Below are 21,635 nucleotides of genomic sequence, written 5' to 3' on the forward strand. Positions count from 1 at the left end.
CGGCCCCCTCGGGGGGTGCCGTACGGCGTGTCAGTCACCCAGCACCCGCCGCAGGTAGGGGTTGGCGAAGAGACGGTCGGGATCCAGCCGGTCGCGCAGCGCCGTGAACTCCCCGAACCGGGGGTACGCCTCCGCCAGGTACGCGGCGTCGCGCGTGTGCATCTTGCCCCAGTGCGGCCGGCCCCCGTGCGCCGTCATGATCCGCTCCGCCGCCGTGAAGTACGCCCGATAGGGGGTGCCCCGGTACATGTGGACCGCGAGGTACGCGGTGTCCCGGCCCGACGCCGTCGACAGCGTGATGTCGTCGGCCGGCGCCGTCCGCACCTCCACCGGGAAGCTCACCCGCAGCGGTGAGCGGTCCACCATCGCCTTCAGCTCCCGCAGGGCGGCCACCGCCGCCTCCCTCGGCACGGCGTACTCCATCTCCACGAACCGCACCCGGCGCGGACTGGTGAAGACCTTGTACGGGATGTCGGTGTACGTCCGCGCCGACAGCGCCCGGCTGGATATCCGGGCGATCGCCGGGACGGCCGCCGACAGGGCCCGCCCGAAGGAGTTGGCCACCTGGAACACGCCGTTGGACAGGAACTCGTCCTCGAACCAGCCGCTCACCGCGCCCGGCGGGTCGACGGGGCCGTGACTGCGGTTGTTCCGCTTGGTGTTGCAGTTGCCCGTGTGCGGGAACCAGTAGAACTCGAAGTGCTCGTTCTCCGCGTGCAGCTGCTCGAACTCGGCCGTGACCCGGTCGAAGCCCATCGGCTCCTCGCGCGCCGTGAGCAGGAAGAGCGGCTCCACCGCGAAGGTGACCGCCGAGACGACGCCCAGCGCGCCCAGGCCGATCCGGGCGGCGGCGAAGACCTCCGGGGACTCCTGCGCGGAACAGGTCGTCACCCGCCCGTCCGCCGTCACCAGCTCCAGCTCCCGCACCTGCGCGGCGATCGACGCCGAGTCCCGGCCCGTCCCGTGCGTCCCGGTGCTGATCGCGCCCGCGACCGTCTGCTCCGTGATGTCGCCCATGTTGGTGAGCGACAGGCCCTCCCGGGCCAGCGCCGCGTTCAGCCGCCTCAGCGGCGTACCCGACTCCACGGTCACGGTCATCGCGGCGCGGTCGATCCGCCGGATCCCGGTGAGCAGGTCGGGACGGATCAGCAGCCCGTCCGTCGCGGTTATCGACGTGAACGAGTGCCCCGTCCCCACCGTCTTGACCCGCAGGCCGTCGGCGGCGGCGCTCCGCACCGCGTCCGCCAGCTCCTCCACGGACGCCGGGCGCACCTCCCGCGCCGGCCGGACGGAGACGTTCCCCGCCCAGTTACGCCAGGTGCCGCTCGCTCCGCTCCGGCCGTTCCTCCGGCCGAGACTGCCCAGACTGTTCAGGGTCCTGCTGCGCACGCTGCCCCTCCCGCGTCGGAGCCGGCCTGTTCAGCCGGCGGTACCCCAGGAACGCCACCAAGGCCGCCAGCACCCCCGCCACGCCGGGCACCGCGTACCCCACGTCCGCTCCGTGCACGGCGACCACCCATCCCGAGATCGACGTGCCGAGCGCCACACCGACCGCGAGCCCGGTCCCTGTCCAGGTCATGCCCTCGGTGAGCTTGCCGCGCGGTACGTGCGCCTCCACCAGGGCCATGGTGGTCACCATCGTCGGCGCGATGGCGAGGCCCGCGACAAAGAGCGCCACGGCCAGCAACGGAAGGTTCCCGGCCAGTTGGAGGGGGATCATACTCACGGCCATCGCGAGCACGCCCACGACCCAGCGGCGGGCGGGGGCGCCCTTCAGCCGCAGTGTCCCGAACACGGCGCCCGCCAGGCACGAACCGCCCGCGTACACCGCGAGCACCAGGCTCGACGCCGTCTTGTGGCCCTGCTCCTCGGCGAACGCCACCGTCACCACGTCGACCGCGCCGAAGATCGCGCCCGTCGCGACGAACGCCACCACCAGCACCTGGAGTCCGGGGGAGCGCAGCGCGCTCGTCCGCGCCCCCTCGTGCTTCTCGACCGGATGGGGCACCGGCTCGGTGGCCCGCAGCGCGGTCAGCCACCACGCGCCGACCAGCAGGAACAACCCGGACAGCAGCGGGCCCGCCGCCGGGAACCAGATCGTCGACAGGCCGATCGAGAGGGGCGGGCCCAGGATGAAGCACAGCTCGTCGACGATGGACTCCAGCGAGTACGCCGTGTGCAGCTCCTGCGGCCGGCCCCGGTAGATCTCCGCCCACCGCGCGCGGGTCATCGCGCCGATGCTCGGCACGCAGCCGGCGGCCAGCGCGCACACGAACAGCGTCCAGTCCGGCAGCCCCCACTGGGCGCACAGCACCAGCGCGCCGACGGCCACCACGGACACCAGCGTCGCCGGCCGCAGCACCCGGCGCTGCCCGTACCGGTCGACCAGCCGGGACACCTGCGGGCCCAGCACCGCCGCCGACAGCGCCAGCGTGCCGGTCAGCAGGCCCGCGAGGCCGTACCGGCCCGACAGCTCCGTGACCATCGTCAGGACGCCCACGCCCGTCATGGCCAGCGGCATCCGGCCGATGAGGCCGGCGGCGGAGAACCCCAGGGTGCCGGGGGCGGCGAAGATCGCACGGTAGGGACTGGGCACGGGGCGCTCCGGAACGGGGGTGGGGCACGGCCGGCGGGTACGGCCGCCGACGGGGTAAGGCGTAGGGACAGCCTTGACAGGTTACGGCCGAACGGGGGAGCGCGCACCGCGGTTTTCCCGCCGCCGGTGCCGGGTGGCAGGATCGGAGCCATGTCCGATCAGCATGTGTCCGACCCGCGCGACCCCTCCCCGTACGACGCCCTGCTGCTGCTCTCCTTCGGCGGCCCGGAGGGACCCGAGGACGTGGTGCCCTTCCTGGAGAACGTGACGCGGGGCCGGGGCATCCCCAAGGAGCGCCTCAAGGAGGTCGGGCAGCACTACTTCCTGTTCGGCGGCGTCAGCCCCATCAACGACCAGTGCCGGGAGCTGCTCACCGCGCTCCGCGAGGACTTCGCGGCCGCCGGGCTCGACCTGCCGGTCTACTGGGGCAACCGCAACTGGACGCCGTACCTGACGGACACGCTCCGCGAGATGGTCCGCGACGGGCGGCGCCGCATCGCCGTCCTCGCCACCAGCGCCTACGCCTCGTACTCCGGCTGCCGGCAGTACCGGGAGAACCTCGCCGACGCGCTCGCCGCGCTGGAGGCGGAGGGCCTGCCCCTGCCGAAGGTCGACAAGCTGCGCCACTACTTCAACCACCCCGGCTTCGTCGAACCCATGACCGAGGGCGTCCTGAGGTCGCTGGCCGAGCTGGACGAGCCGGTCCGCGCCGGGGCCCACCTCGCCTTCACCACGCACTCGATCCCCGACTCCGCCGCCGACACGTCCGGCCCGGTCGAGGACCACGGCCGGGGCGGCGCGTACGTCAAGCAGCACCTCGACGTGGCCCGCCTCGTCGCCGAGGCCGTCCGGGAGCGCACCGGCGTCGACCACCCCTGGCAGCTCGTGTACCAGTCCCGCAGCGGCGCCCCGCACGTCCCGTGGCTGGAGCCGGACATCTGCGACCACCTGGAGGAGCTGCACGAGGCGGGCGCCCCGGCCGTCGTCATGGTGCCCATCGGCTTCGTGTCGGACCACATGGAGGTCCTGTACGACCTCGACACGGAGGCCACCGCGAAGGCCGCCGAGCTGGGGCTGCCCGTGCGCCGCTCGGCGACCGTGGGCGCCGACCCGCGCTTCGCCGCCGCCGTCCGGGACCTGCTCCTGGAGCGGGCCGCCGCCGAGCGCGGCGCCGCCGTCGAGCGGTGCGCCCTGGGCGCCCTGGGCGCCTCGCACGACCTGTGCCCCGTCGGCTGCTGCCCCGCCCGCACGGAGCGGCCCGCCGCGGCCGGCGCCGACAGCCCCTACGCCTGAGGAGGCCCCGTGACCGTTCCGCCGCCGCCCGAGCCCGCCGACGCCCCTCTGCTGGACGAGCTCCTGGCCGTCGCCCTGGAGGCCGCGCGCCTCGCGGGCGCGCTGCTGCGCGACGGGCGCCCGGCCGACCTGGGCGTCGCCGCGACCAAGTCGAGCCCCATCGACGTGGTCACCGAGATGGACATCGCCGCCGAGAAGCTGATCACCGACCACCTCGCGGAGCACCGCCCGCACGACGGCCTGCTCGGCGAGGAGGGCGGCGCCACGGAGGGGACCAGCGGCATCCGCTGGGTCGTCGACCCGCTGGACGGCACGGTGAACTACCTCTACGGCCTGCCGACGTGGGCGGTGTCCGTCGCCGCCGAGCGGGACGGCGAGGCGCTCGTCGGCGTCGTGGAGGTCCCCCTGCGGGGAGAGACGTTCCAGGCCGTCCGGGGCCGGGGCGCCCGCCTGGGGGAGCGGCGGCTGAGCTGCCGGCCGGCCCCGCCGCTGGACCAGGCCCTCGTGTCCACCGGGTTCAACTACGTCACGACGGTCCGCGCCCACCAGGCGGAGGTGGCCCACCGGCTGCTCCCCCTGGTGCGGGACATCCGCCGCAGCGGCTCGGCCGCCGTCGACCTGGCCGACGTGGCCGCCGGCCGGCTGGACGGGTACTACGAGCGGGGGCTGCGCCCCTGGGACCGGGCGGCCGGGGCGCTCATCGCGCGCGAGGCGGGCGCCCTGACCGGCGGCCGCCCCGGCGGGCCCGCGACCGACGACCTCACGGTGGCGGCCGCGCCGGGCGTCTTCGAGCCGCTCCAGGCCCTCCTGGAGGACTTCGGCGCCTGGCACGACTGACCCGGGGCCCGGCGGCCCCGTCCGCCGCCGGACCGTGCGTACGCGTGCGAGGGCCCCGGGTCCCAGGGGGACGCCGGGGCCCTCGCGGTCGGGCCGTCAGGCGGGGACCGTGGAGACCTCCACGCCGTGCTCCGCCGCCAGGCGGCGGAGGTCGTCCAGCTCCGCCTGCTCGACGTCGGCCAGGAAGTCGTCTCCGGTCTCCCGCGCCCGTGTGAGGCCGGTTTCCGTCGCCCTTATGCGCTGCAGCAGTCCTGCGGTGAAAGCGTCCATGATGCGCCCCCTCGTCATGGGTCGGTGGCACGGGGGTGTGCCGGGGGTGGGTTCGGATCACGCACAGCGCCTCTGGGGGACAGAGCGGCCCGTGGCGTGCCACATACGGGGCGTGATCTCGGGTGTGCAGTCGTCCTCCCCAAGCGGGACCTCAGAGAAACCTCAAAAACCCGCGGGTGTCGAGAACATGCCCGTCCGGACCCGCCCCCGGGATCCGGCCGCCGCCCGTTTTACAGCCGGTTTACGTGTGTAAGGGGCAGGATGGCCAGGACACCGGCCATCCCGCCGGTGTCCGAGATCTGCCCGGATCCGGGCTCGGAGGAAGGAACAGCGCCGTGCGCGTACTCGTCGTCGAGGACGAGCAGCTGCTCGCCGATGCGGTGGCCACCGGACTGCGCCGGGAGGCCATGGCCGTCGACGTCGTGTACGACGGGGCCGCCGCCCTGGAGCGCATCGGCGTCAACGACTACGACGTCGTCGTCCTGGACCGCGACCTGCCCCTCGTGCACGGGGACGACGTCTGCCGCAAGGTCGTCGAGCTGGGCATGCCCACGCGCGTGCTGATGCTCACCGCGTCCGGCGACGTCAGCGACCGCGTCGAGGGGCTGGAGCTGGGGGCCGACGACTACCTGCCCAAGCCGTTCGCGTTCAGCGAGCTGATCGCCCGCGTCCGCGCGCTGGGCCGGCGGACGACCGTACCGCTGCCGCCGGTCCTGGAGCGGGCCGGGATCAAGCTCGACCCCAACCGCCGGGAGGTGTTCCGCGACGGCCGGGAGGTCCAGCTGGCCCCGAAGGAGTTCGCGGTGCTGGAGGTGCTGATGCGCAGCGAGGGCGCCGTCGTCTCCGCCGAGCAGCTCCTGGAGAAGGCGTGGGACGAGAACACCGACCCCTTCACCAACGTCGTCCGCGTCACGGTCATGACCCTCCGCCGCAAGCTCGGCGAGCCGCCGGTCATCATCACCGTGCCCGGCTCCGGCTACCGGATCTGACCCGTGACCGGCACACCCACGCCGCGCGCGGCGCCCCCCAAACCGACCTGGGACCCCCGGATCCCCGCCCGCCCCCTGCTGCGGCCGACGATCCGGATACGGCTCACCCTGCTGTACGGGGGCATGTTCCTGATCGCCGGGGTCCTGCTGCTGTCGATCATCTACCTGCTCACCCGGCAGGCCCTGTACATCAGCACCGACGACCTGCCCTTCAAGCTGCTGAAGGGCGAGGTCGAACCGAACTTCGACTGGTGCCGGCTGCCCTCGGAGGGGGTGACGGCCGACCAGTTCAACGACGCCATGGCCGCCTGCCTCCAGCACCAGCGCGACCTGGCCCTGGACGACCTGCTGCGGCGCTCGCTGTTCGCCCTGCTGGGGCTCAGTATCATCGCCTTCGCCTTCGGCTACGCCATGGCGGGCCGGGTGCTGTCCCCGCTGGGCCGGATCACCCGCACCGCCCGCCAGGTGGCCGGCTCCGACCTGAGCCGCCGCATCAAGCTGGCCGGCCCGGACGACGAGCTGAAGGAGCTGGCGGACACCTTCGACGAGATGCTGGACCGGCTGGAGCGGGCCTTCACCGCCCAGCAGCGGTTCGTCGCCAACGCCTCCCACGAGCTGCGCACCCCGCTGGCGATCAACCGCACCCTCCTGGAGGTGCACCTCTCCGACCCCGCGGCCCCCGTGGAGATGCGGGAGCTCGGCAAGGCGCTGCTGGCCACCAACGAGCGCAGCGAGCAGCTCGTGGAGGGGCTGCTGCTGCTGGCCCGCAGCGAGAACCAGATCGTGGAGCGCAAGCCCGTCGACGTCGCCGAGGTGGCGTCCCACGCCATCGACCAGGTGCGCGGGGAGGCCGAGGCGAAGGGCGTGGAGTTCCGCGGCGAGCGGGTCCCGGCCGTGGTCCAGGGCAACGGTGTGCTCCTGGAGCGCATCGCCCTGAACCTCGTCCAGAACGCCGTCCGCTACAACGTGCCCGAGGACGGCTGGGTGGAGGTCACGACGGCCGTGGAGGGCGGTCAGGCCGTCCTGGTGGTCGCGAACACGGGGCCGGTCGTCCCGGCGTACGAGATCGACAACCTCTTCGAGCCCTTCCGGCGGCTGCGGGAGGAGCGGACGGGCAGCGACCGGGGCGTCGGGCTCGGCCTGTCGATCGTCCGGTCGGTGGCGCGCGCCCACGGCGGACGGATCACGGCCGTGCCCCGCGAGGGCGGCGGACTGGTGATGCGCGTCACCCTGCCGCGCTGACCCGCCGCCCGGAGCACCTTCCGTGTTCGCTGTACGCGGAATTTCCCGAAGCGTGCGAACGTGGTGCACTGTGTGATCGATCACAGGGCCCCAGGTTCGGTGGATCACCCTGCGTGAGGGATTTTGGCCCGGGAAAACCATGAAAAGTCCTGGTTTCCCGGGGCCCTGATCACGGGAAGTACACGGGGTGGTGCCTGTGAAGGGTGCGATCCCGACCGTGTACGGTCCCGTTCGCCACCCAAACCCGATCACTCATGAGGGGTCCGGTTGGGTGTCGATTGAGTAACAGACCTTGATGTGAGGCAAAATCTCCGCCTCAGGTCGGGCACAAGTCCGGCCTCTCACGCGTTACGTGCGCTGGAGACACCGCAAACACCCAGAGGGGGAGAGTGACATGGCTACGGACTACGACACCCCACGCAAGACCGATGACGACGTCGACCAGGACAGTCTCGAAGAGCTGAAGGCCCGGCGGAACGACAAGTCGACCTCCGCGGTCGACGTCGACGAGTTCGAGGCCGCCGAGGGCCTGGAGCTCCCGGGTGCCGACCTTTCCAACGAGGAGCTGGCCGTCCGCGTCCTGCCGAAGCAGGCGGACGAGTTCACGTGCATGAGCTGCTTCCTCGTGCACCACCGCAGCCAGCTGGCCCGGGAGAAGAACGGTCAGCCGATCTGCCGAGACTGCGACTGAGGACCGGTCGGTCGTGGCAGGCGAAACCCCGTTCAGGAAGAGGCTCCGCTTCCCCGGGAAGCCCGAGGCCTCCAAGGGCGGCACGGGGTCGGCGGACGGCGCCCACGAGGCGCCGGCCGAGTCCTCCTCCCTCCTGCCCTCCCCCGACGCGCGTGACGACGAGCGGGGCCCCGCGGCCTCGCTCGAACCCGCGGGCGACGACGCCCGGCCGCGCCGGCCCCTGTCCGCGGCCGGTTCGCGCGGCGTGGACCTCGTCCGGCGGGGCGTGCGCAAGGGCGGTACGGGTGCCCGGGCCGGCCTGGCGTACCTGGCCGACCGGATCATCGAGACGGCCCCGCGCATTCCCGTACGGGACCTGGCCACCCTGCGCGGGCAGTTCCCGGGCCTGGGCCCCGAGCAACTCGCCGACAAGCTGGTCGCGGGCGCCGCGAAGGCCTCGGCCGCGGTGGGCGCCGGAGTCGGTGCCGCCGCCATGCTGCCCGTGCCCCCGGCGATGCCCGCCGAGCTGGCCGCCGAGGTCACCGGCGTCGCGGCCGTCGAGCTGAAGCTCATCGCCGAGCTCCACGAGGTCTACGGCCAGCGGCCGCCCGGCAACCTCAAGGAGCGCTCCACGGCCTACCTGACGGCCTGGACGGAGGAGCGCGGCATCGACATCACCAAGCCCACCACCGTGAACGCGGCGCTGGGCGGCGGGATGAAGCGCCAACTGCGCCAGCAGATCATGAAGCGCACCGTGCGGAACCTGCCGAACCTGCTGCCGTTCATGGTCGGCGCCACCGTCGGCGCCGTGATGAACCGCCGCGACACGAGGAAGCTCGCCGAGCAGGTCCGCGCCGACCTGCGCACCCGCCAGGTGCCCTGGGACGCCCTCCCCGAGCTGCCCCCGCTGGAGCAGCCGGAGAACCCCAAGGAGCTCGGCTCCTAGGTCGTGTCTTCGAAGTCTCGTCTGCCGGGCGACGCCTGGCACGCCCGCTCGCTGCGTTGTCGTCGGTCGCCAATGCTCCGCAGTGGCTCCCTCCTCCGCCTTGCGATCGCACGCACCAGACGCCGCCCGGCCCGCCCTGCGGGCGAACGACGCCACTTCGAAGACACTCCCCAGGCCCCCCGAAGGCCGCTAGCCGCCGACCACTGCCTCCCGCGCCTGCCGGATCGCCGCCGCCAACCCCTCGGGGTCGCGCGTCGACAGGTACACGTACGGCGTGGGGTCGGCCGGGTCGGTCACCTCGACGCGCACCGCGCCCGGGATGTAGCCGCGCAGCACCATGAACGCCCGCGGGTCCGCCTTGTACGTGCGCCAGGCCCGCGCCTCCTCGGCGTCCAGGACCTCCGGCTCGCCCAGCGCCTCCACCGGGATCCGCGCGTCCCCCGCGACCAGGGAGCCGGCCACCACCCGCACGCGCGCGGAGCCGTACGAGCTGACGCAGACCGCGGCGAGCGCCCCCGCGGTGATGACCCCGCCGAGCATCGGCACCACGCCCAGCGGCAGGGCCACCAGACCTCCGGACAGCCCCAGCAGCGCGGCGATCAGCCACCACGCGCCGGGAGCGGTGAGTCGTTCGTCGTACTGCGGAGCCGAAGGGCGGTCGGAAGGCTGCATACACCCAAGCTTGGCACGGTGACACCGCCGCCCCGCCGCGCGGGTAAGGTCTGCGGCTGTGAGCACTGCACTGACGCCTCCCGCCGAGGCCCTACCGCCGGTACGCCACCCCGACGCGCCCGCCCCGGGCGAGCTCCTGGGTGCCCACTACGCGTACTGCTTCGGCTGCGGCGACGGCCAGCCCCACGGACTGCACCTGGAGGCCAGGGCCGGCGAGGGCGTGTCCGTCACCGCCGAGTTCACCGTCACCCCCGACCACCAGGGCGCCCCCGGCCTCGCCCACGGCGGCCTCCTCGCGACCGCGCTCGACGAGACGCTGGGCTCCCTCAACTGGCTGCTGCGGGTGATCGCCGTGACCGGCCGCCTGGAGACCGACTTCGTCCTCCCCGTCCCCGTCGGCACCGTCCTCCACCTGGAGGCCGAGGTCACCGCGGTCCACGGCCGGAAGATCTACTCCACGGCCACCGGCCGGATCGGCGGACCCGAGGGACCCGTCGCCGTCCGCGCCGACGCCCTCTTCATCGAGGTCAAGGTCGACCACTTCGTCGACAACGGCCGCCCGGAGGAGATCCAGGCTGCCATGGCCGATCCCGACCAGGTCCGGCGCGCCCGCGCCTTCGAGGTGAACCCCTGATGCGCACCCCCGTCGACGTGCTGATCCGCCGCCTGGACCCCGAGGTCCCCCTCCCGTCGTACGGGCACCCCGGCGACGCCGGGGCCGACCTCGTCACCACCGAGGCCGCCGAACTCGCCCCCGGCGAGCGCGCGGTCCTCCCCACCGGGGTGTCGATCGCCCTCCCGGACGGGTACGCGGCCTTCGTACACCCGCGCTCCGGGCTGGCCGCCCGGCTGGGCGTCGGGATGGTGAATGCCCCGGGGACCGTCGATGCCGGGTACCGTGGAGAGATCAAGGTGATCGTGGTCAACCTGGATCCGCGCGAGAGCGTCCGGTTCGAACGGTTCGACCGGATCGCCCAACTGGTCGTTCAGCAGGTCGAGAAGGTCCGCTTCCACGAGGTGGCGGAGCTTCCCGGCTCGGCACGGGGCGAGGGGGGCTTCGGGTCCACGGGCGGGCACGCCGCCGTGGGCAGCTGGACGGGCGGGAATCCATACGCAGCGGTCGTAACCGACCGGGAAGGACAGTGACGTGTTCGGACGTCGCAAGAAGGTCAGTGCCGCCGAGAACGCGGCGAGCGAGGCCGAGCAGGTCGTCGACGAGGTCGACACCGACGAGGTGGCGGAGGAGGACGGCCCCCGCCGTGTGAACCTTCCGCCGGCGCCCCGGCCGGACGGGCCGTGGGACGTCTCCGAGGTCTCCAGGCCCGAGGAGGGGCGCGTCGACCTGGGCGGCCTCTTCGTCCCCGGCGTCGAGGGCATGGAGCTGCGCGTCGAGGTCGCGGGCGACGCGATCGTCGCGGCCACGGTCGTCCTGCGGGACAGCGCGATCCAGCTCCAGGGGTTCGCCGCTCCCAAGAAGGAGGGCATCTGGGGCGAGGTCCGCGAGGAGATCGCCTCCGGCATCACCCAGCAGGGCGGCGTCATCGACGAGGTCGAGGGCCCCCTCGGCTGGGAGCTGCGCGCCCAGGTCCCGGTGCAGCTGCCGGACGGCACCGGCGGTGTCCAGCTGGTGCGGTTCGTCGGCGTCGACGGCCCCCGCTGGTTCCTGCGCGGTGTCATCTCCGGGCAGGGCGCCGTGCAGCCGGAGGCCGCCGGGCTGCTGGAGCAGATCTTCCGGGACACGGTCGTCGTGCGCGGCGAGGGCCCGATGGCCCCGCGCGACCCGATCGTCCTGAAGCTGCCGAGCGACGCGCAGATGGTCCCCGAGAGCGTCCAGACCGAGGGGCAGCCCGCCGGTTCCCGCTTCTCCGGGGACATGGGACAGCTCCAGCGCGGTCCGGAGATCACCGAGATCCGCTGACCGCGCCGTGAGGGGGCGGGCCACCGGGCGCAGGGTGCCGCGACCCTGCCAGGACCTCCCGGAACCACCGCCCCCGTCCGGTTTCGCCTCACCCCCGGCCGTAAGGTCGACACCGTACGGGTGCACGGTGCCCGGAAGAGGATGAGGCGATGGGACGCGGCAAGCTACGGATCTACCTCGGCGCGGCGCCGGGCGTCGGCAAGACGTACGCGATGCTGTCCGAGGCCCACCGCCGCGTCGAACGCGGCACCGACTGCGTCGTCGCCTTCGTCGAGCACCACTCCCGGCCCCGCACCGAGGCCCTGCTGGCCGGCCTGGAGCAGGTCCCCCGCCGGACCGTCGAGCACCGGGGCGCGGTCCTCACCGAGATGGACGTCGACGCCGTCCTGGACCGGCGCCCCGCCGTCGCCCTCGTCGACGAACTGGCCCACACCAACGCCCCCGGCTCCCGCAACACCAAGCGCTGGCAGGACGTCGAGGACCTGCTTGCCGCCGGGATCGACGTCGTCTCGACCGTCAACATCCAGCACCTGGAGTCCCTCGGCGACGTCGTCGAGGCCATCACCGGCGTACCGCAGCAGGAGACCGTCCCCGACGAGACGGTCCGCCGCGCCGACCAGATCGAACTGGTCGACATGTCGCCCGAGGCGCTGCGCCGCCGCATGGCCCACGGCAACATCTACGCCCCGGACGAGGTCGACGCCGCCCTCTCCGACTACTTCCGCCCCGGCAACCTCACCGCCCTGCGCGAGCTGGCCCTGCTGTGGACCGCCGACCGCGTCGACGAGTACCTCCAGCAGTACCGCAGGGACCACAGCGTCTCGACGATCTGGGGCTCCCGCGAACGCATCGTCGTCGGCCTGACCGGCGGCTGCGAGGGCCGCACCCTCATCCGCCGCGCCGCCCGGCTCGCGGAGAAGGGCGCGGGCGGCGAGGTCCTCGCCGTGTACGTGGCCCGCGGCGACGGGCTGACCTCCGCCTCCCCGAAGGAACTGGCCCTCCAGCGGACCCTCGTCGAGGACCTCGGCGGCACCTTCCACCACGTCATCGGCGACGACGTGCCCGCCGCGCTGCTGGAGTTCGCCCGCGCCCACAACGCCACGCAGATAGTCCTCGGCGCCAGCCGCCGCAAGAGCTGGCAGTACGTCTTCGGGCCCGGCGTCAGCGGAACCGTCGCCCGGGACTCCGGCCCCGACCTCGACGTCCACATCGTCACCCACGACGCCGTCGGCCGCGGCCGCGGTCTGCCCACCGCCCGCCGGGCCCGCCTCGGACGCGCCCGCAGCGCCTGGGGCTGGGGCGTCGGCGTCCCCGGCCCGTGCCTGCTCACCTGGGTGGTCTCGGACCTCGGCGCGGGCGCCGGCCTCGGACCCGGCCTCGCCAACGACATGCTGTTCCTGACGCTCACCGTCGCGGCGGCCCTCCTCGGCGGCCTGTTCCCCGCCCTCGCCTCCGCCGCCGTGGGCTCCCTCCTGCTCAACTGGTACTTCACCCCGCCCACCCGCACCTGGACCATCGCCGACCCGGAGAACATGGCGGCCATCGCCGTGTTCTTCGCGGTCGCCGCGTCCGTCGCCTCCGTCGTGGACGTCGCCACCCGCCGCACCCACCAGGCGGCGCGGCTGCGTGCCGAGTCGGAGATCCTCTCCTTCCTCGCCGGGAGCGTCCTGCGCGGCGACACCACCCTCGACGGGCTCCTCCAAGGTGTCCGCGAGACCTTCGCCATGGAGTCCGTGGCGCTCCTGGAACGCCCCGACGACCGCGCCCCCTGGACCTGCGCCGCCCACGCCGGCCCCGGCCGGCCGCCGTCTCGCCCCGAGGACGCCGACGTCGACATGCCCGTCGGCGACCACCTCGCCCTCGCCCTGACCGGCCGCGTCCTGCCCGCCGAGGACCGCCGCGTCCTCGGCGCCTTCGCCGCGCAGGCCGCCGTCGTCCTCGACCGGCAGCGGCTCGTCGGCCAGGCGGAGGAGGCCCGCGGCCTCGCGGAGGGCAACAAGATCCGCACGGCGCTGCTGGCCGCCGTCTCCCACGACCTGCGCACCCCGCTCGCCGCGATCAAGGCGGCCGTCTCCTCCCTCCGCTCCGACGACGTCGAGTGGTCCGACGAGGACCGCGCCGACCTCCTCGAAGGCATCGAGGACGGCGCCGACCGCCTCGACCACCTCGTCGGCAACCTCCTCGACATGTCCCGCCTCCAGACCGGCACCGTCACCCCGCTGCTGCGCGTCACCGACCTCGACGAGGTCGTCCCGATGGCGCTCGGCGGCGTCCCCGAGGGCAGCGTCGACCTCGACGTCCCCGAGTCGCTGCCCATGGTCGACGTCGACCGCGGCCTGCTCGAACGGGCCGTCGCCAACCTCGTCGAGAACGCCGTGAAGTACGCCCCCGCCCGCAGCCGCGTCCTGGTCTCCGCCAGCGCCCACGCCGACCGCGTCGAACTGCGCGTCATCGACCGCGGCCCGGGCGTCCCCGACGAGGCGAAGGAACGGATCTTCGCCCCCTTCCAGCGGTACGGCGACGCCCCGCGCGGTGCCGGGGTCGGCCTCGGCCTCGCCGTCGCGCGCGGCTTCGCCGAGGCCATGCACGGCACCCTGACCGCCGAGGACACCCCCGGCGGCGGGCTCACCATGGTCCTCACCCTCCGCGCCGCGACAGCCCGTACCGCGGACGCCCGCACCGCCGGCCGCGATTCCGCAGGACCCCGCCCCCTACAGAAAGCAGGCCCCTCATGACGCGGGTGCTCGTGGTCGACGACGAGCCGCAGATCGTACGCGCCCTCGTGATCAGCCTGAAGGCACGCAAGTACGAGGTCGACTCCGCCCCCGACGGGGCGACCGCCCTCGCCCTCGCCGCCCGCAGCCACCCCGACGTGGTCGTCCTCGACCTCGGGCTGCCCGACATGGACGGCGTCGACGTCATCAGGGACCTGCGCGGCCGGACCCGCGCCCCCATCCTCGTGCTCTCCGCCCGCCACACCTCCGACGAGAAGGTCGAGGCCCTCGACGCCGGCGCCGACGACTACGTCACCAAGCCGTTCGGCATGGACGAGCTGCTGGCCCGGCTGCGGGCCGCCGTGCGCCGCGCCGAGCCGGTCGGCGGCGACGGGGACGCGGCCGTCGTGGAGACCGAGGGCTTCACCGTCGACCTCGCCGCGAAGAAGGTCAACCGGGGCGGCCGGGACGTCCGCCTCACCCCGACCGAGTGGCACCTGCTGGAGGTCCTGGTCCGCAACGGCGGCCGGCTCGTCGGGCAGAAGCAGCTCCTCCAGGAGGTCTGGGGCCCCTCGTACGGCACCGAGACGAACTACCTGCGGGTCTACATGGCGCAGCTGCGGCGCAAGCTGGAGGCCGACCCCTCGCACCCGAAGCACTTCATCACCGAGCCCGGCATGGGGTACCGGTTCGAGCGCTGACCTGCGGCGCACCGCACGGCGACGTGCCGGAACCGGGGCGCCGGCGGGACCTCCCGGTAGGCTTTCCGTATGAGTGCTGCACCGCATACGGGGAAGTCCGGCGGCCGCTTCCGCCGCATGCTGGACCGCCTGTCCAGCTCGCAGGGCGAGCTGGAGTCCGAGGAGCTCCAGGAGGACGCGGAGGCGACGGGCTGCACCCGTATCTCGGACTGCGGCGACCGCCAGATCGTCAAGGTGACTGGTACCTTGCGGACGGTCACCCTGCGTCCGCGGGCCGGAGTGCCGGCCCTGGAGGCCGAGCTCTTCGACGGCACGGCCCCGCTGGACGTGGTGTGGCTGGGACGGCGGTCCATCGTGGGCATCGAACCGGGGCGCCGGCTCATAGCCTCGGGGCGGATCTCCGTGAGCCAGGGGCGCAGAGTCCTCTTCAATCCGAAATACGAGCTCCGACCGCTCGGACAGGAGTAGCCGGTGACGTCACTCGACAAGCCGACCACCGACGAAGGCGGCCCCTGGGGGCCCGACGGCCACGGCACCGTCCCGGACGGCCCCGCCGGCCCCCGCGCCCAGGACGGCGCACCGGCCGGCCGGCACGCCCGGACCGACCAGGACGCCCAGGCCGTCAAGGCCGTGACCGAGGCCGCGCTGTTCGACGCGTTCGGCGGGGTCCGCGGGATGGTGGAGACCGTCCTGCCCGGCCTCCTCTTCGTCACGATCTTCACCCTCAACAAGGACCTGCACGTCTCCGCCCTCGCCGCGCTCGGGGTGTCCCTGCTGCTCGTCGTCGTCCGGCTGGTCCGCCGCGACACCGTCAAGCACGCCTTCAGCGGCGTCTTCGGCGTCGCCTTCGGCGTCGTCTTCGCGATGATGACCGGCGAGGCCAAGGACTTCTACCTGCCCGGCATGCTCTACACGCTGGGCCTCGGCCTGGCGTACATCGTCACGACGCTGGCGGGCGTCCCGCTGATCGGGCTGGTCCTCGGCCCGGTCTTCAAGGAGAACCTCTCCTGGCGCACCCGCAACCCCGGCCGCAAGAAGGCGTACGCCAAGGCCAGCTACGCCTGGGGCCTCATCCTGCTGGGCAAGTGCGCGATCCTCTTCCCCCTGTACTGGTGGGCCGACACCACCCAGCTCGGCTGGGTCCTCGTCGCGCTGAAGATCCCGCCGTTCCTGCTCGCCGTCTACCTGACGTGGGTGTTCCTCGCCAAGGCGCCGCCGCCGATCGACGTCTTCGCGGAGATGGAGGAGGCCGAGCGCGCCGAGAAGGAGCGCGAGGCCAGGGCCTGACACCCGGGCGCACACGACGGGGGCCGGGGACCGCGATCGGTCCCCGGCCCCGTGCGTACCCGGCACGAGCGCCCGCGCGGGCCACCCGCGCCGGGCCCGCGGCGGCGTCGCGTCAGCCCTCGGTGCCCTCGCGGCGGACCGACAGCAGGTCCTCCAGCTGCTCCTCGCGCGCCTGAGCGGCCACGAACAGCAGCTCGTCGCCGGCCTCCAGCGTCTCGTCCGCACCCGGCGTGAGGACCCGCGAACCACGGATGATCGTCACCAGCGACGTGTCCTGCGGCCACGCCACGTCCCCGACGCGCGTACCGGCGATCGCCGACTCCGGCGGCAGGGTCAGCTCGACCAGGTTCGCGTCGCCGTGGCTGAAGCGCAGCAGCCGGACCAGGTCGCCGACGCTCACCGCCTCCTCCACCAGCGCCGACATCAGCCGCGGCGTCGACACGGCGACGTCCACGCCCCACGCCTCGGTGAACAGCCACTCGTTCTTCGGGTTGTTGACCCGCGCGACGACCCGGGGAACCCCGTACTCGGTCTTCGCGAGCAGCGACACGACGAGGTTCACCTTGTCGTCACCCGTCGCAGCGATCACGACGTGGCACCGCTGCAGCGCCGCCTCGTCCAGGGACGTGATCTCACAGGCGTCGGCCAGCAGCCACTCCGCCTGCGGCACCCGCTCCACCGAGATGGCGGTCGGCGCCTTGTCGACGAGCAGCACCTCGTGCCCGTTCTCCAGCAGCTCGCCCGCGATGGAACGACCCACCGCGCCCGCGCCGGCGATGGCGACCCGCATCAGTGACCGCTCCCCTCGGGGCCGTGGGCGAAGGCCGCCTCGACCTGCTCGACCTCGTCCGTCCGCATCATCACGTGCACCAGATCACCGTCCTGCAGCACCGTCTGCGACGTCGGCAGGATCGCCTCGCCCAGCCGGGTCAGGAACGCCACGCGGACCCCCGTCTCCTCCTGGATCGTGCTCACCTTGTGGCCGATCCACGCCGGGGAGATGTACACCTCCGCGAGCTGCACCCCGCCGCTCGGATCCCGCCACAGCTCCTCGGCCCCGGACGGCAGCAGCCGCCGCAGCATCTGGTCGGCGGTCCACCGCACGGTGGCGACCGTGGGGATGCCGAGCCGCTGGTACACCTCGGCGCGCCGGGGGTCGTAGATCCGGGCGGCGACGTTCTCGATGCCGAACATCTCGCGCGCCACCCGTGCCGCGATGATGTTGGAGTTGTCACCGCTGCTGACCGCGGCGAACGCCCCGGCCTCCTCGATACCCGCCTCGCGCAGGGTGTCCTGGTCGAAGCCGACGCCGGTGACACGCCGTCCACCGAAGCCGGAGCCGAGGCGCCGGAAGGCCGTGGGGTCCTGGTCGACCACGGCGACCGTGTGACCCTGCCGCTCCAAGGTCTGCGCCAACTCGGCGCCGACACGGCCGCAGCCCATGATCACAATATGCACGTCCGCCTACCCCGCACTCCTGGTCAACCTGCTGACCTGCGAAAACACCCTGCTCACTCTTCTCTCTCAGCCTGCGTGCGGTGCTGTCTCGAAACGAGCTTATGCCCCGGCCGGTCGGTTACCCTCATCCGCGTCCGGGAGCCGGCGACGCGTCGAACACGCCACCCGCGGATGGGCGCCGCGCAGGCCGAACGCTTACGATCCTCTGCGTGTCCAAACTGACCGACGTGCCCAAACGGATCCTGATCGGCCGGGCCCTGCGCAGCGACAGGCTGGGCGAGACCCTCCTCCCCAAGCGCGTCGCACTCCCCGTCTTCGCCTCCGACCCCCTCTCCTCGGTGGCGTACGCGCCGGGCGAAGTCCTGCTGGTCCTGTCCATCGCGGGTGCCTCGGCGTACGCGTTCAGCCCGTGGATCGCGGCCGCCGTCGTGGTCCTCATGTTCACGGTCGTCGCCTCGTACCGGCAGAACGTCCACGCCTACCCCAGCGGCGGCGGCGACTACGAGGTCGCCCAGACCAACCTCGGCCCGCGCGCCGGACTCGGCGTCGCCAGCGCGCTCCTCGTGGACTACGTGCTCACCGTCGCCGTGTCCATCTCCTCCGGCGTGGAGAACCTCGGCTCCGCCGTCCCCTTCATCGTCGAGCACAAGGCGGCGTCCGCCATCGCGATCATCGTGCTCCTCACGCTGATGAACCTCCGCGGCGTCAAGGAGTCCGGCCGCCTCTTCGCCATCCCCACGTACGTCTTCGTCACCGGCGTCTTCGCCCTCATCGTCTGGGGCGCCTTCCGCGGCCTGGTCCTCGGCGACACCATGAGGGCGCCCACCGCCGACCTGGAGATCCAGGCCGAACACCAGGGCCTCGCCGGGTTCGCGCTGTTCTTCCTGCTGCTGCGCGCCTTCTCCTCCGGCTGCGCCGCGCTCACCGGCGTCGAGGCGATCAGCAACGGCGTCCCCGCCTTCCGCAAGCCCAAGAGCCGCAACGCCGCCACCACCCTCGCGCTCATGGGCGGCTTCGCCGTCACCATGTTCTGCGGCATCATCGCCCTCGCCCTCGCCACCGACGTCAAGATGGCCGAGAACCCGGCCCACGACCTGCTCCGCGACGGCACCCCGGTCGGCCCCGAGTACACCCAGGAACCGGTGATCTCCCAGGTCGCCGCCGCCGTCTTCGGCCACGGCAGCGTCTTCTTCCTCGTCCTCGCCGCCGCGACCGCGCTCGTGCTGTTCCTCGCCGCGAACACCGCGTACAACGGCTTCCCGCTCCTCGGCTCGATCCTCGCCCAGGACCGCTACCTGCCGCGCCAGCTCCACACCCGCGGCGACCGGCTCGCCTTCTCCAACGGCATCCTGCTGCTCGCCGCCGCCGCCGCGGTCCTCGTCTACCTCTACGACGCCGAGGTCACCCGGCTCATCCAGCTCTACATCGTCGGCGTCTTCGTCTCCTTCACGCTCAGCCAGACCGGCATGGTCCGCCACTGGAACCGGCTCCTGCGCACCGAGACCGCCCCCGCCGCACGCCGCCGCATGATCCGCTCCCGCGCGATCAACACGTTCGGCGCGTTCTTCACCGGGCTGGTCCTGATCGTCGTCCTCATCACCAAGTTCACCCACGGCGCCTGGGTGGCGCTGCTCGGCATGGCGATCTTCTACGTGACGATGACCGCCATCCGCAAGCACTACGACCGGGTCGCGGAGGAGCTCGCCGCCCCCGAGGGCCCCAGCGAGGACAGCGTCCGCCCGGCCCGCGTCCACTCCATCGTCCTCGTCTCCAAGATCCACCGCCCCACGCTCCGCGCCGTCGCCTACGCCGAGCTGATGCGCTCCGACAAGCTGGAGGCACTCAGCATCAACGTCGACCCGGCCGAGACCAAGGCCCTCGCCGAGGAGTGGGGGCGCCGCGGCATCAACGTCCCGCTCAAGATCCTCGACTCCCCGTACCGGGAGATCACCCGGCCCGTCGTCGAGTACGTCAAGAGCCTGCGCCGCGAGAGCCCCCGCGACGTCGTCAGCGTGATCATCCCCGAGTACGTCGTCGGCCACTGGTACGAGCACCTCCTCCACAACCAGAGCGCCCTGCGCCTCAAGGGCCGCCTGCTGTTCACGCCCGGCGTGATGGTGACCTCCGTCCCGTACCAGCTGCGCTCCTCCGAGGCGGCGAAGCAGCGGGCGAAGAAGAACCAGGAGTGGAACGCGCCCGGCTCGGTGCGCCGCGGCCTGGTCGAGACGGGGGCGAAGCGGCCCTCCCCGCCGAACGGCAAGGAGTGACGGCGCGGGGACGTAGACTGGACGGCTGGTCACCCGACCACCGCGAGCACCCCCCTTCCCTCCTTGGAGTCACCCCGCCATGCCGAAGAACGCACCCGAGTCCTCGCTGGTCGGCGAGGAGTACGAGGTCGAGGTCGGCCCCGTCGCGCATGGCGGCCACTGCATCGCCCGCACCGAGGAGGGCCGCGTCCTGTTCGTCCGGCACGCGCTGCCGGGGGAGCGGGTCGTCGCCCGCGTGACCGAGGGCGACGAGACGTCCCGCTTCCTGCGGGCCGACGCGGTCACCGTCCTCGACGCCTCCAAGGACCGCATCGAGGCACCCTGCCCGTACGCCGGCCCCGGCCGCTGCGGCGGCTGCGACTGGCAGCACGCCAAGCCGGGCGCCCAGCGCCGCCTCAAAGGCGAGGTCGTCGCGGAGCAGCTGCGCCGCCTCGCGGGCCTCACGCCCGAGGAGGCCGGCTGGGACGGCACGGTCGTCCCCGCCGAGGGCGACAAGCTGCCGGCCGGCGAGGTCCCGCAGTGGCGCACCCGCGTCCAGTACGCCGTCGACGCGTCCGGCCGCGCGGGCCTGCGCCGCCACCGCTCCCACGAGGTCGAGCCGATCGACCACTGCATGATCGCCGCCGAGGGCGTGAGCGAGCTGGGCGTCGAGAAGCGGCAGTGGCCGGGCATGGCGTCGGTCGAGGCGATCGCCGCGAGCGGCTCGCAGGACCGCCAGGTCGTCCTCACCCCGCGCCCCGGCGCCCGCCTGCCGCTCGTCGAGCTCGACAAGCCGGTGTCGGTGCTGCGCGTGGAGGAGAAGGACGGCGGCGTCCACCGCGTCCACGGCCGCCCCTTCGTCCGCGAGCGCGCCGACGACCGCACCTACCGCGTCGGCAACGGCGGCTTCTGGCAGGTCCACCCGAAGGCCGCCGACACCCTGGTCCGCGCCGTCATGCAGGGCCTCCTGCCCCGCAAGGGCGACACGGCCCTCGACCTGTACTGCGGCGCCGGCCTCTTCGCGGGCGCCCTCGCGGACCGCGTCGGCGACAAGGGGGCGGTCCTCGGCATCGAGTCGGGCAAGCGCGCGGTGGAGGACGCCCGCCACAACCTGCAGGGCTTCGACCGGGTCCGCATCGAGCAGGGCAAGGTGGACCAGGTCCTGCCGCGCACGGGCATCACGGAGGTCGACCTCATCGTCCTGGACCCGCCCCGCGCGGGCGCCGGCAAGCAGGTCGTCCGCCACCTCGCCGCCCTGGGCGCCCGCCGCATCGCCTACGTCGCCTGCGACCCGGCCGCCCTCGCCCGCGACCTGGCGTACTTCCGCGAGGCCGGCTACAAGCCCCGCACGCTGCGGGCGTTCGACCTGTTCCCGATGACCCACCACGTGGAGTGCGTCGCGGTCCTTGAGCCGGTCAAGAAGGACGCCTGACCTGTGGTTTTGCGGGTGCGCATGAGGTGCGGTGTGGGCGTTACGGGCGATGTCACGACGCTCGTTTGATGTCCGTTCCGATGGGGTGTCACCTGGCTGATCGTGCAGGTCGTGCTGGGTGGGAGGCGTGCTCCCGAGGGTCGGATGCGGGCTTCTTCCACGGCGGCTTCCCAGCGGATGCGCTTCTGGCGTGCCGCTTCGATCTCGTCGAGGCGTCCGCGTTCGGCGGCTCGGCCGCGGGGGTGACCTCTTGGGCGATTTCGGCGAGCTGGTCTCCGAGGGGGCGGCCGGGGGTGTCGGCCCGTTCGCCCCGCCCGCCCGGTGCGGTGGGCCGCCGCTGAGGACGAGGCGGAGGCGTTCGGAC

At 73.1% G+C, this 21,635-nt stretch carries 21 protein-coding genes; 15 read left to right on the plus strand and 6 right to left on the minus strand.

Annotated features, from left to right (window positions below):
* Positions 1-30: 30 nt before the first annotated feature.
* Together IE106_RS07965 and IE106_RS07970 are read right to left on the minus strand one after the other, a co-directional pair.
* Positions 31-1,365, minus strand: a complete 1,335-nt coding sequence (locus IE106_RS07965) for a D-arabinono-1,4-lactone oxidase (protein ID WP_229840231.1) — start codon at positions 1,363-1,365, stop codon at positions 31-33.
* Complete coding sequence (locus tag IE106_RS07970; RefSeq protein WP_189531370.1) at positions 1,310-2,596, minus strand: MFS transporter; 1,287 nt, start codon at positions 2,594-2,596, stop codon at positions 1,310-1,312. Before IE106_RS07970 ends, IE106_RS07965 begins: the two co-directional genes overlap by 56 nt.
* A 165-nt stretch (positions 2,597-2,761) precedes the next feature.
* Between IE106_RS07970 and IE106_RS07975 the strand changes: the two genes are divergently transcribed.
* Together IE106_RS07975 and IE106_RS07980 are read left to right on the plus strand one after the other, a co-directional pair.
* The gene (locus IE106_RS07975; protein ID WP_189532198.1) at positions 2,762-3,889 is read left to right on the plus strand and encodes a ferrochelatase; all 1,128 of its coding nucleotides are present in this window, start codon (positions 2,762-2,764) and stop codon (positions 3,887-3,889) included.
* A gap of 9 nt (positions 3,890-3,898) precedes the next feature.
* The gene (locus IE106_RS07980; protein ID WP_189531372.1) at positions 3,899-4,726 is read left to right on the plus strand and encodes an inositol monophosphatase family protein; all 828 of its coding nucleotides are present in this window, start codon (positions 3,899-3,901) and stop codon (positions 4,724-4,726) included.
* Positions 4,727-4,822: 96 nt separating this feature from the next.
* Here the strand turns inward: IE106_RS07980 and IE106_RS07985 are convergent, their stop codons facing one another.
* Complete coding sequence (locus tag IE106_RS07985) at positions 4,823-4,996, minus strand: hypothetical protein (protein WP_189531375.1); 174 nt, start codon at positions 4,994-4,996, stop codon at positions 4,823-4,825.
* 335 nt (positions 4,997-5,331) lie between these two features.
* Between IE106_RS07985 and IE106_RS07990 the strand changes: the two genes are divergently transcribed.
* From IE106_RS07990 to IE106_RS08005, 4 genes are all read left to right on the plus strand, one after another.
* Positions 5,332-5,985, plus strand: coding sequence for a response regulator transcription factor (locus IE106_RS07990; protein ID WP_189531377.1), 654 nt, complete (start codon positions 5,332-5,334; stop codon positions 5,983-5,985).
* Positions 5,986-5,988: 3 nt separating this feature from the next.
* Positions 5,989-7,227, plus strand: coding sequence for a sensor histidine kinase (locus IE106_RS07995; protein ID WP_189531378.1), 1,239 nt, complete (start codon positions 5,989-5,991; stop codon positions 7,225-7,227).
* A gap of 394 nt (positions 7,228-7,621) precedes the next feature.
* Positions 7,622-7,918: a DUF4193 domain-containing protein gene (locus IE106_RS08000; RefSeq protein WP_010471668.1), complete on the plus strand. Its 297-nt coding sequence runs from the start codon at positions 7,622-7,624 to the stop codon at positions 7,916-7,918.
* 13 nt (positions 7,919-7,931) lie between these two features.
* Positions 7,932-8,843: a hypothetical protein gene (locus tag IE106_RS08005; RefSeq protein WP_189531380.1), complete on the plus strand. Its 912-nt coding sequence runs from the start codon at positions 7,932-7,934 to the stop codon at positions 8,841-8,843.
* 189 nt (positions 8,844-9,032) lie between these two features.
* Here the strand turns inward: IE106_RS08005 and IE106_RS08010 are convergent, their stop codons facing one another.
* Positions 9,033-9,515, minus strand: a complete 483-nt coding sequence (locus tag IE106_RS08010; RefSeq protein ID WP_189531382.1) for a DUF3093 domain-containing protein — start codon at positions 9,513-9,515, stop codon at positions 9,033-9,035.
* A 58-nt stretch (positions 9,516-9,573) separates the two neighbouring features.
* Here IE106_RS08010 and IE106_RS08015 point away from each other — a divergent pair, with 58 nt between their 5' ends.
* From IE106_RS08015 to IE106_RS08045, 7 genes are all read left to right on the plus strand, one after another.
* Positions 9,574-10,149, plus strand: a complete 576-nt coding sequence (locus IE106_RS08015; RefSeq protein ID WP_189531385.1) for a PaaI family thioesterase — start codon at positions 9,574-9,576, stop codon at positions 10,147-10,149.
* Positions 10,149-10,661: a dUTP diphosphatase gene (gene dut / locus IE106_RS08020; RefSeq protein WP_189531387.1), complete on the plus strand. Its 513-nt coding sequence runs from the start codon at positions 10,149-10,151 to the stop codon at positions 10,659-10,661. Before IE106_RS08015 ends, dut begins: the two co-directional genes overlap by 1 nt.
* A gap of 1 nt (position 10,662) precedes the next feature.
* Positions 10,663-11,433 carry a DUF3710 domain-containing protein gene (locus IE106_RS08025; RefSeq protein WP_189531389.1) on the plus strand — a complete coding sequence of 257 codons (771 nt, stop codon included), beginning with the start codon at positions 10,663-10,665 and terminating at the stop codon, positions 11,431-11,433.
* A 149-nt stretch (positions 11,434-11,582) separates the two neighbouring features.
* A complete protein-coding gene (locus IE106_RS08030) occupies positions 11,583-14,168 on the plus strand; it encodes an ATP-binding protein (RefSeq protein WP_189531392.1) in 2,586 nt (861 codons plus the stop codon).
* The gene (locus tag IE106_RS08035) at positions 14,165-14,848 is read left to right on the plus strand and encodes a response regulator (protein ID WP_189531394.1); all 684 of its coding nucleotides are present in this window, start codon (positions 14,165-14,167) and stop codon (positions 14,846-14,848) included. The genes IE106_RS08030 and IE106_RS08035 overlap by 4 nt, the downstream gene beginning before the upstream one ends.
* A 69-nt stretch (positions 14,849-14,917) precedes the next feature.
* On the plus strand, positions 14,918-15,316 hold the full coding sequence (locus IE106_RS08040) for an OB-fold nucleic acid binding domain-containing protein (RefSeq protein WP_189531396.1): 399 nt from the start codon (positions 14,918-14,920) through the stop codon (positions 15,314-15,316).
* Between the two features lie 3 nt (positions 15,317-15,319).
* A complete protein-coding gene (locus IE106_RS08045) occupies positions 15,320-16,135 on the plus strand; it encodes a DUF3159 domain-containing protein (RefSeq protein ID WP_189531398.1) in 816 nt (271 codons plus the stop codon).
* Positions 16,136-16,247: 112 nt separating this feature from the next.
* On the opposite strand, the gene IE106_RS08050 is transcribed toward IE106_RS08045, so the two are convergent.
* Both IE106_RS08050 and IE106_RS08055 read right to left on the minus strand, forming a co-directional pair.
* Positions 16,248-16,925: a potassium channel family protein gene (locus IE106_RS08050; RefSeq protein ID WP_189531400.1), complete on the minus strand. Its 678-nt coding sequence runs from the start codon at positions 16,923-16,925 to the stop codon at positions 16,248-16,250.
* A complete protein-coding gene (locus IE106_RS08055; protein ID WP_189531402.1) occupies positions 16,925-17,593 on the minus strand; it encodes a potassium channel family protein in 669 nt (222 codons plus the stop codon). The genes IE106_RS08050 and IE106_RS08055 overlap by 1 nt, the downstream gene beginning before the upstream one ends.
* A gap of 209 nt (positions 17,594-17,802) precedes the next feature.
* Between IE106_RS08055 and IE106_RS08060 the strand changes: the two genes are divergently transcribed.
* The gene (locus IE106_RS08060) at positions 17,803-19,860 is read left to right on the plus strand and encodes an APC family permease (protein ID WP_189531403.1); all 2,058 of its coding nucleotides are present in this window, start codon (positions 17,803-17,805) and stop codon (positions 19,858-19,860) included.
* A 79-nt stretch (positions 19,861-19,939) separates the two neighbouring features.
* Positions 19,940-21,271: a class I SAM-dependent RNA methyltransferase gene (locus IE106_RS08065; protein ID WP_189531405.1), complete on the plus strand. Its 1,332-nt coding sequence runs from the start codon at positions 19,940-19,942 to the stop codon at positions 21,269-21,271.
* Positions 21,272-21,635: the final 364 nt, after the last annotated feature.

The sequence above is a fragment of the Streptomyces roseolilacinus genome (assembly GCF_014649335.1).
Classification (GTDB): domain Bacteria; phylum Actinomycetota; class Actinomycetes; order Streptomycetales; family Streptomycetaceae; genus Streptomyces; species Streptomyces roseolilacinus.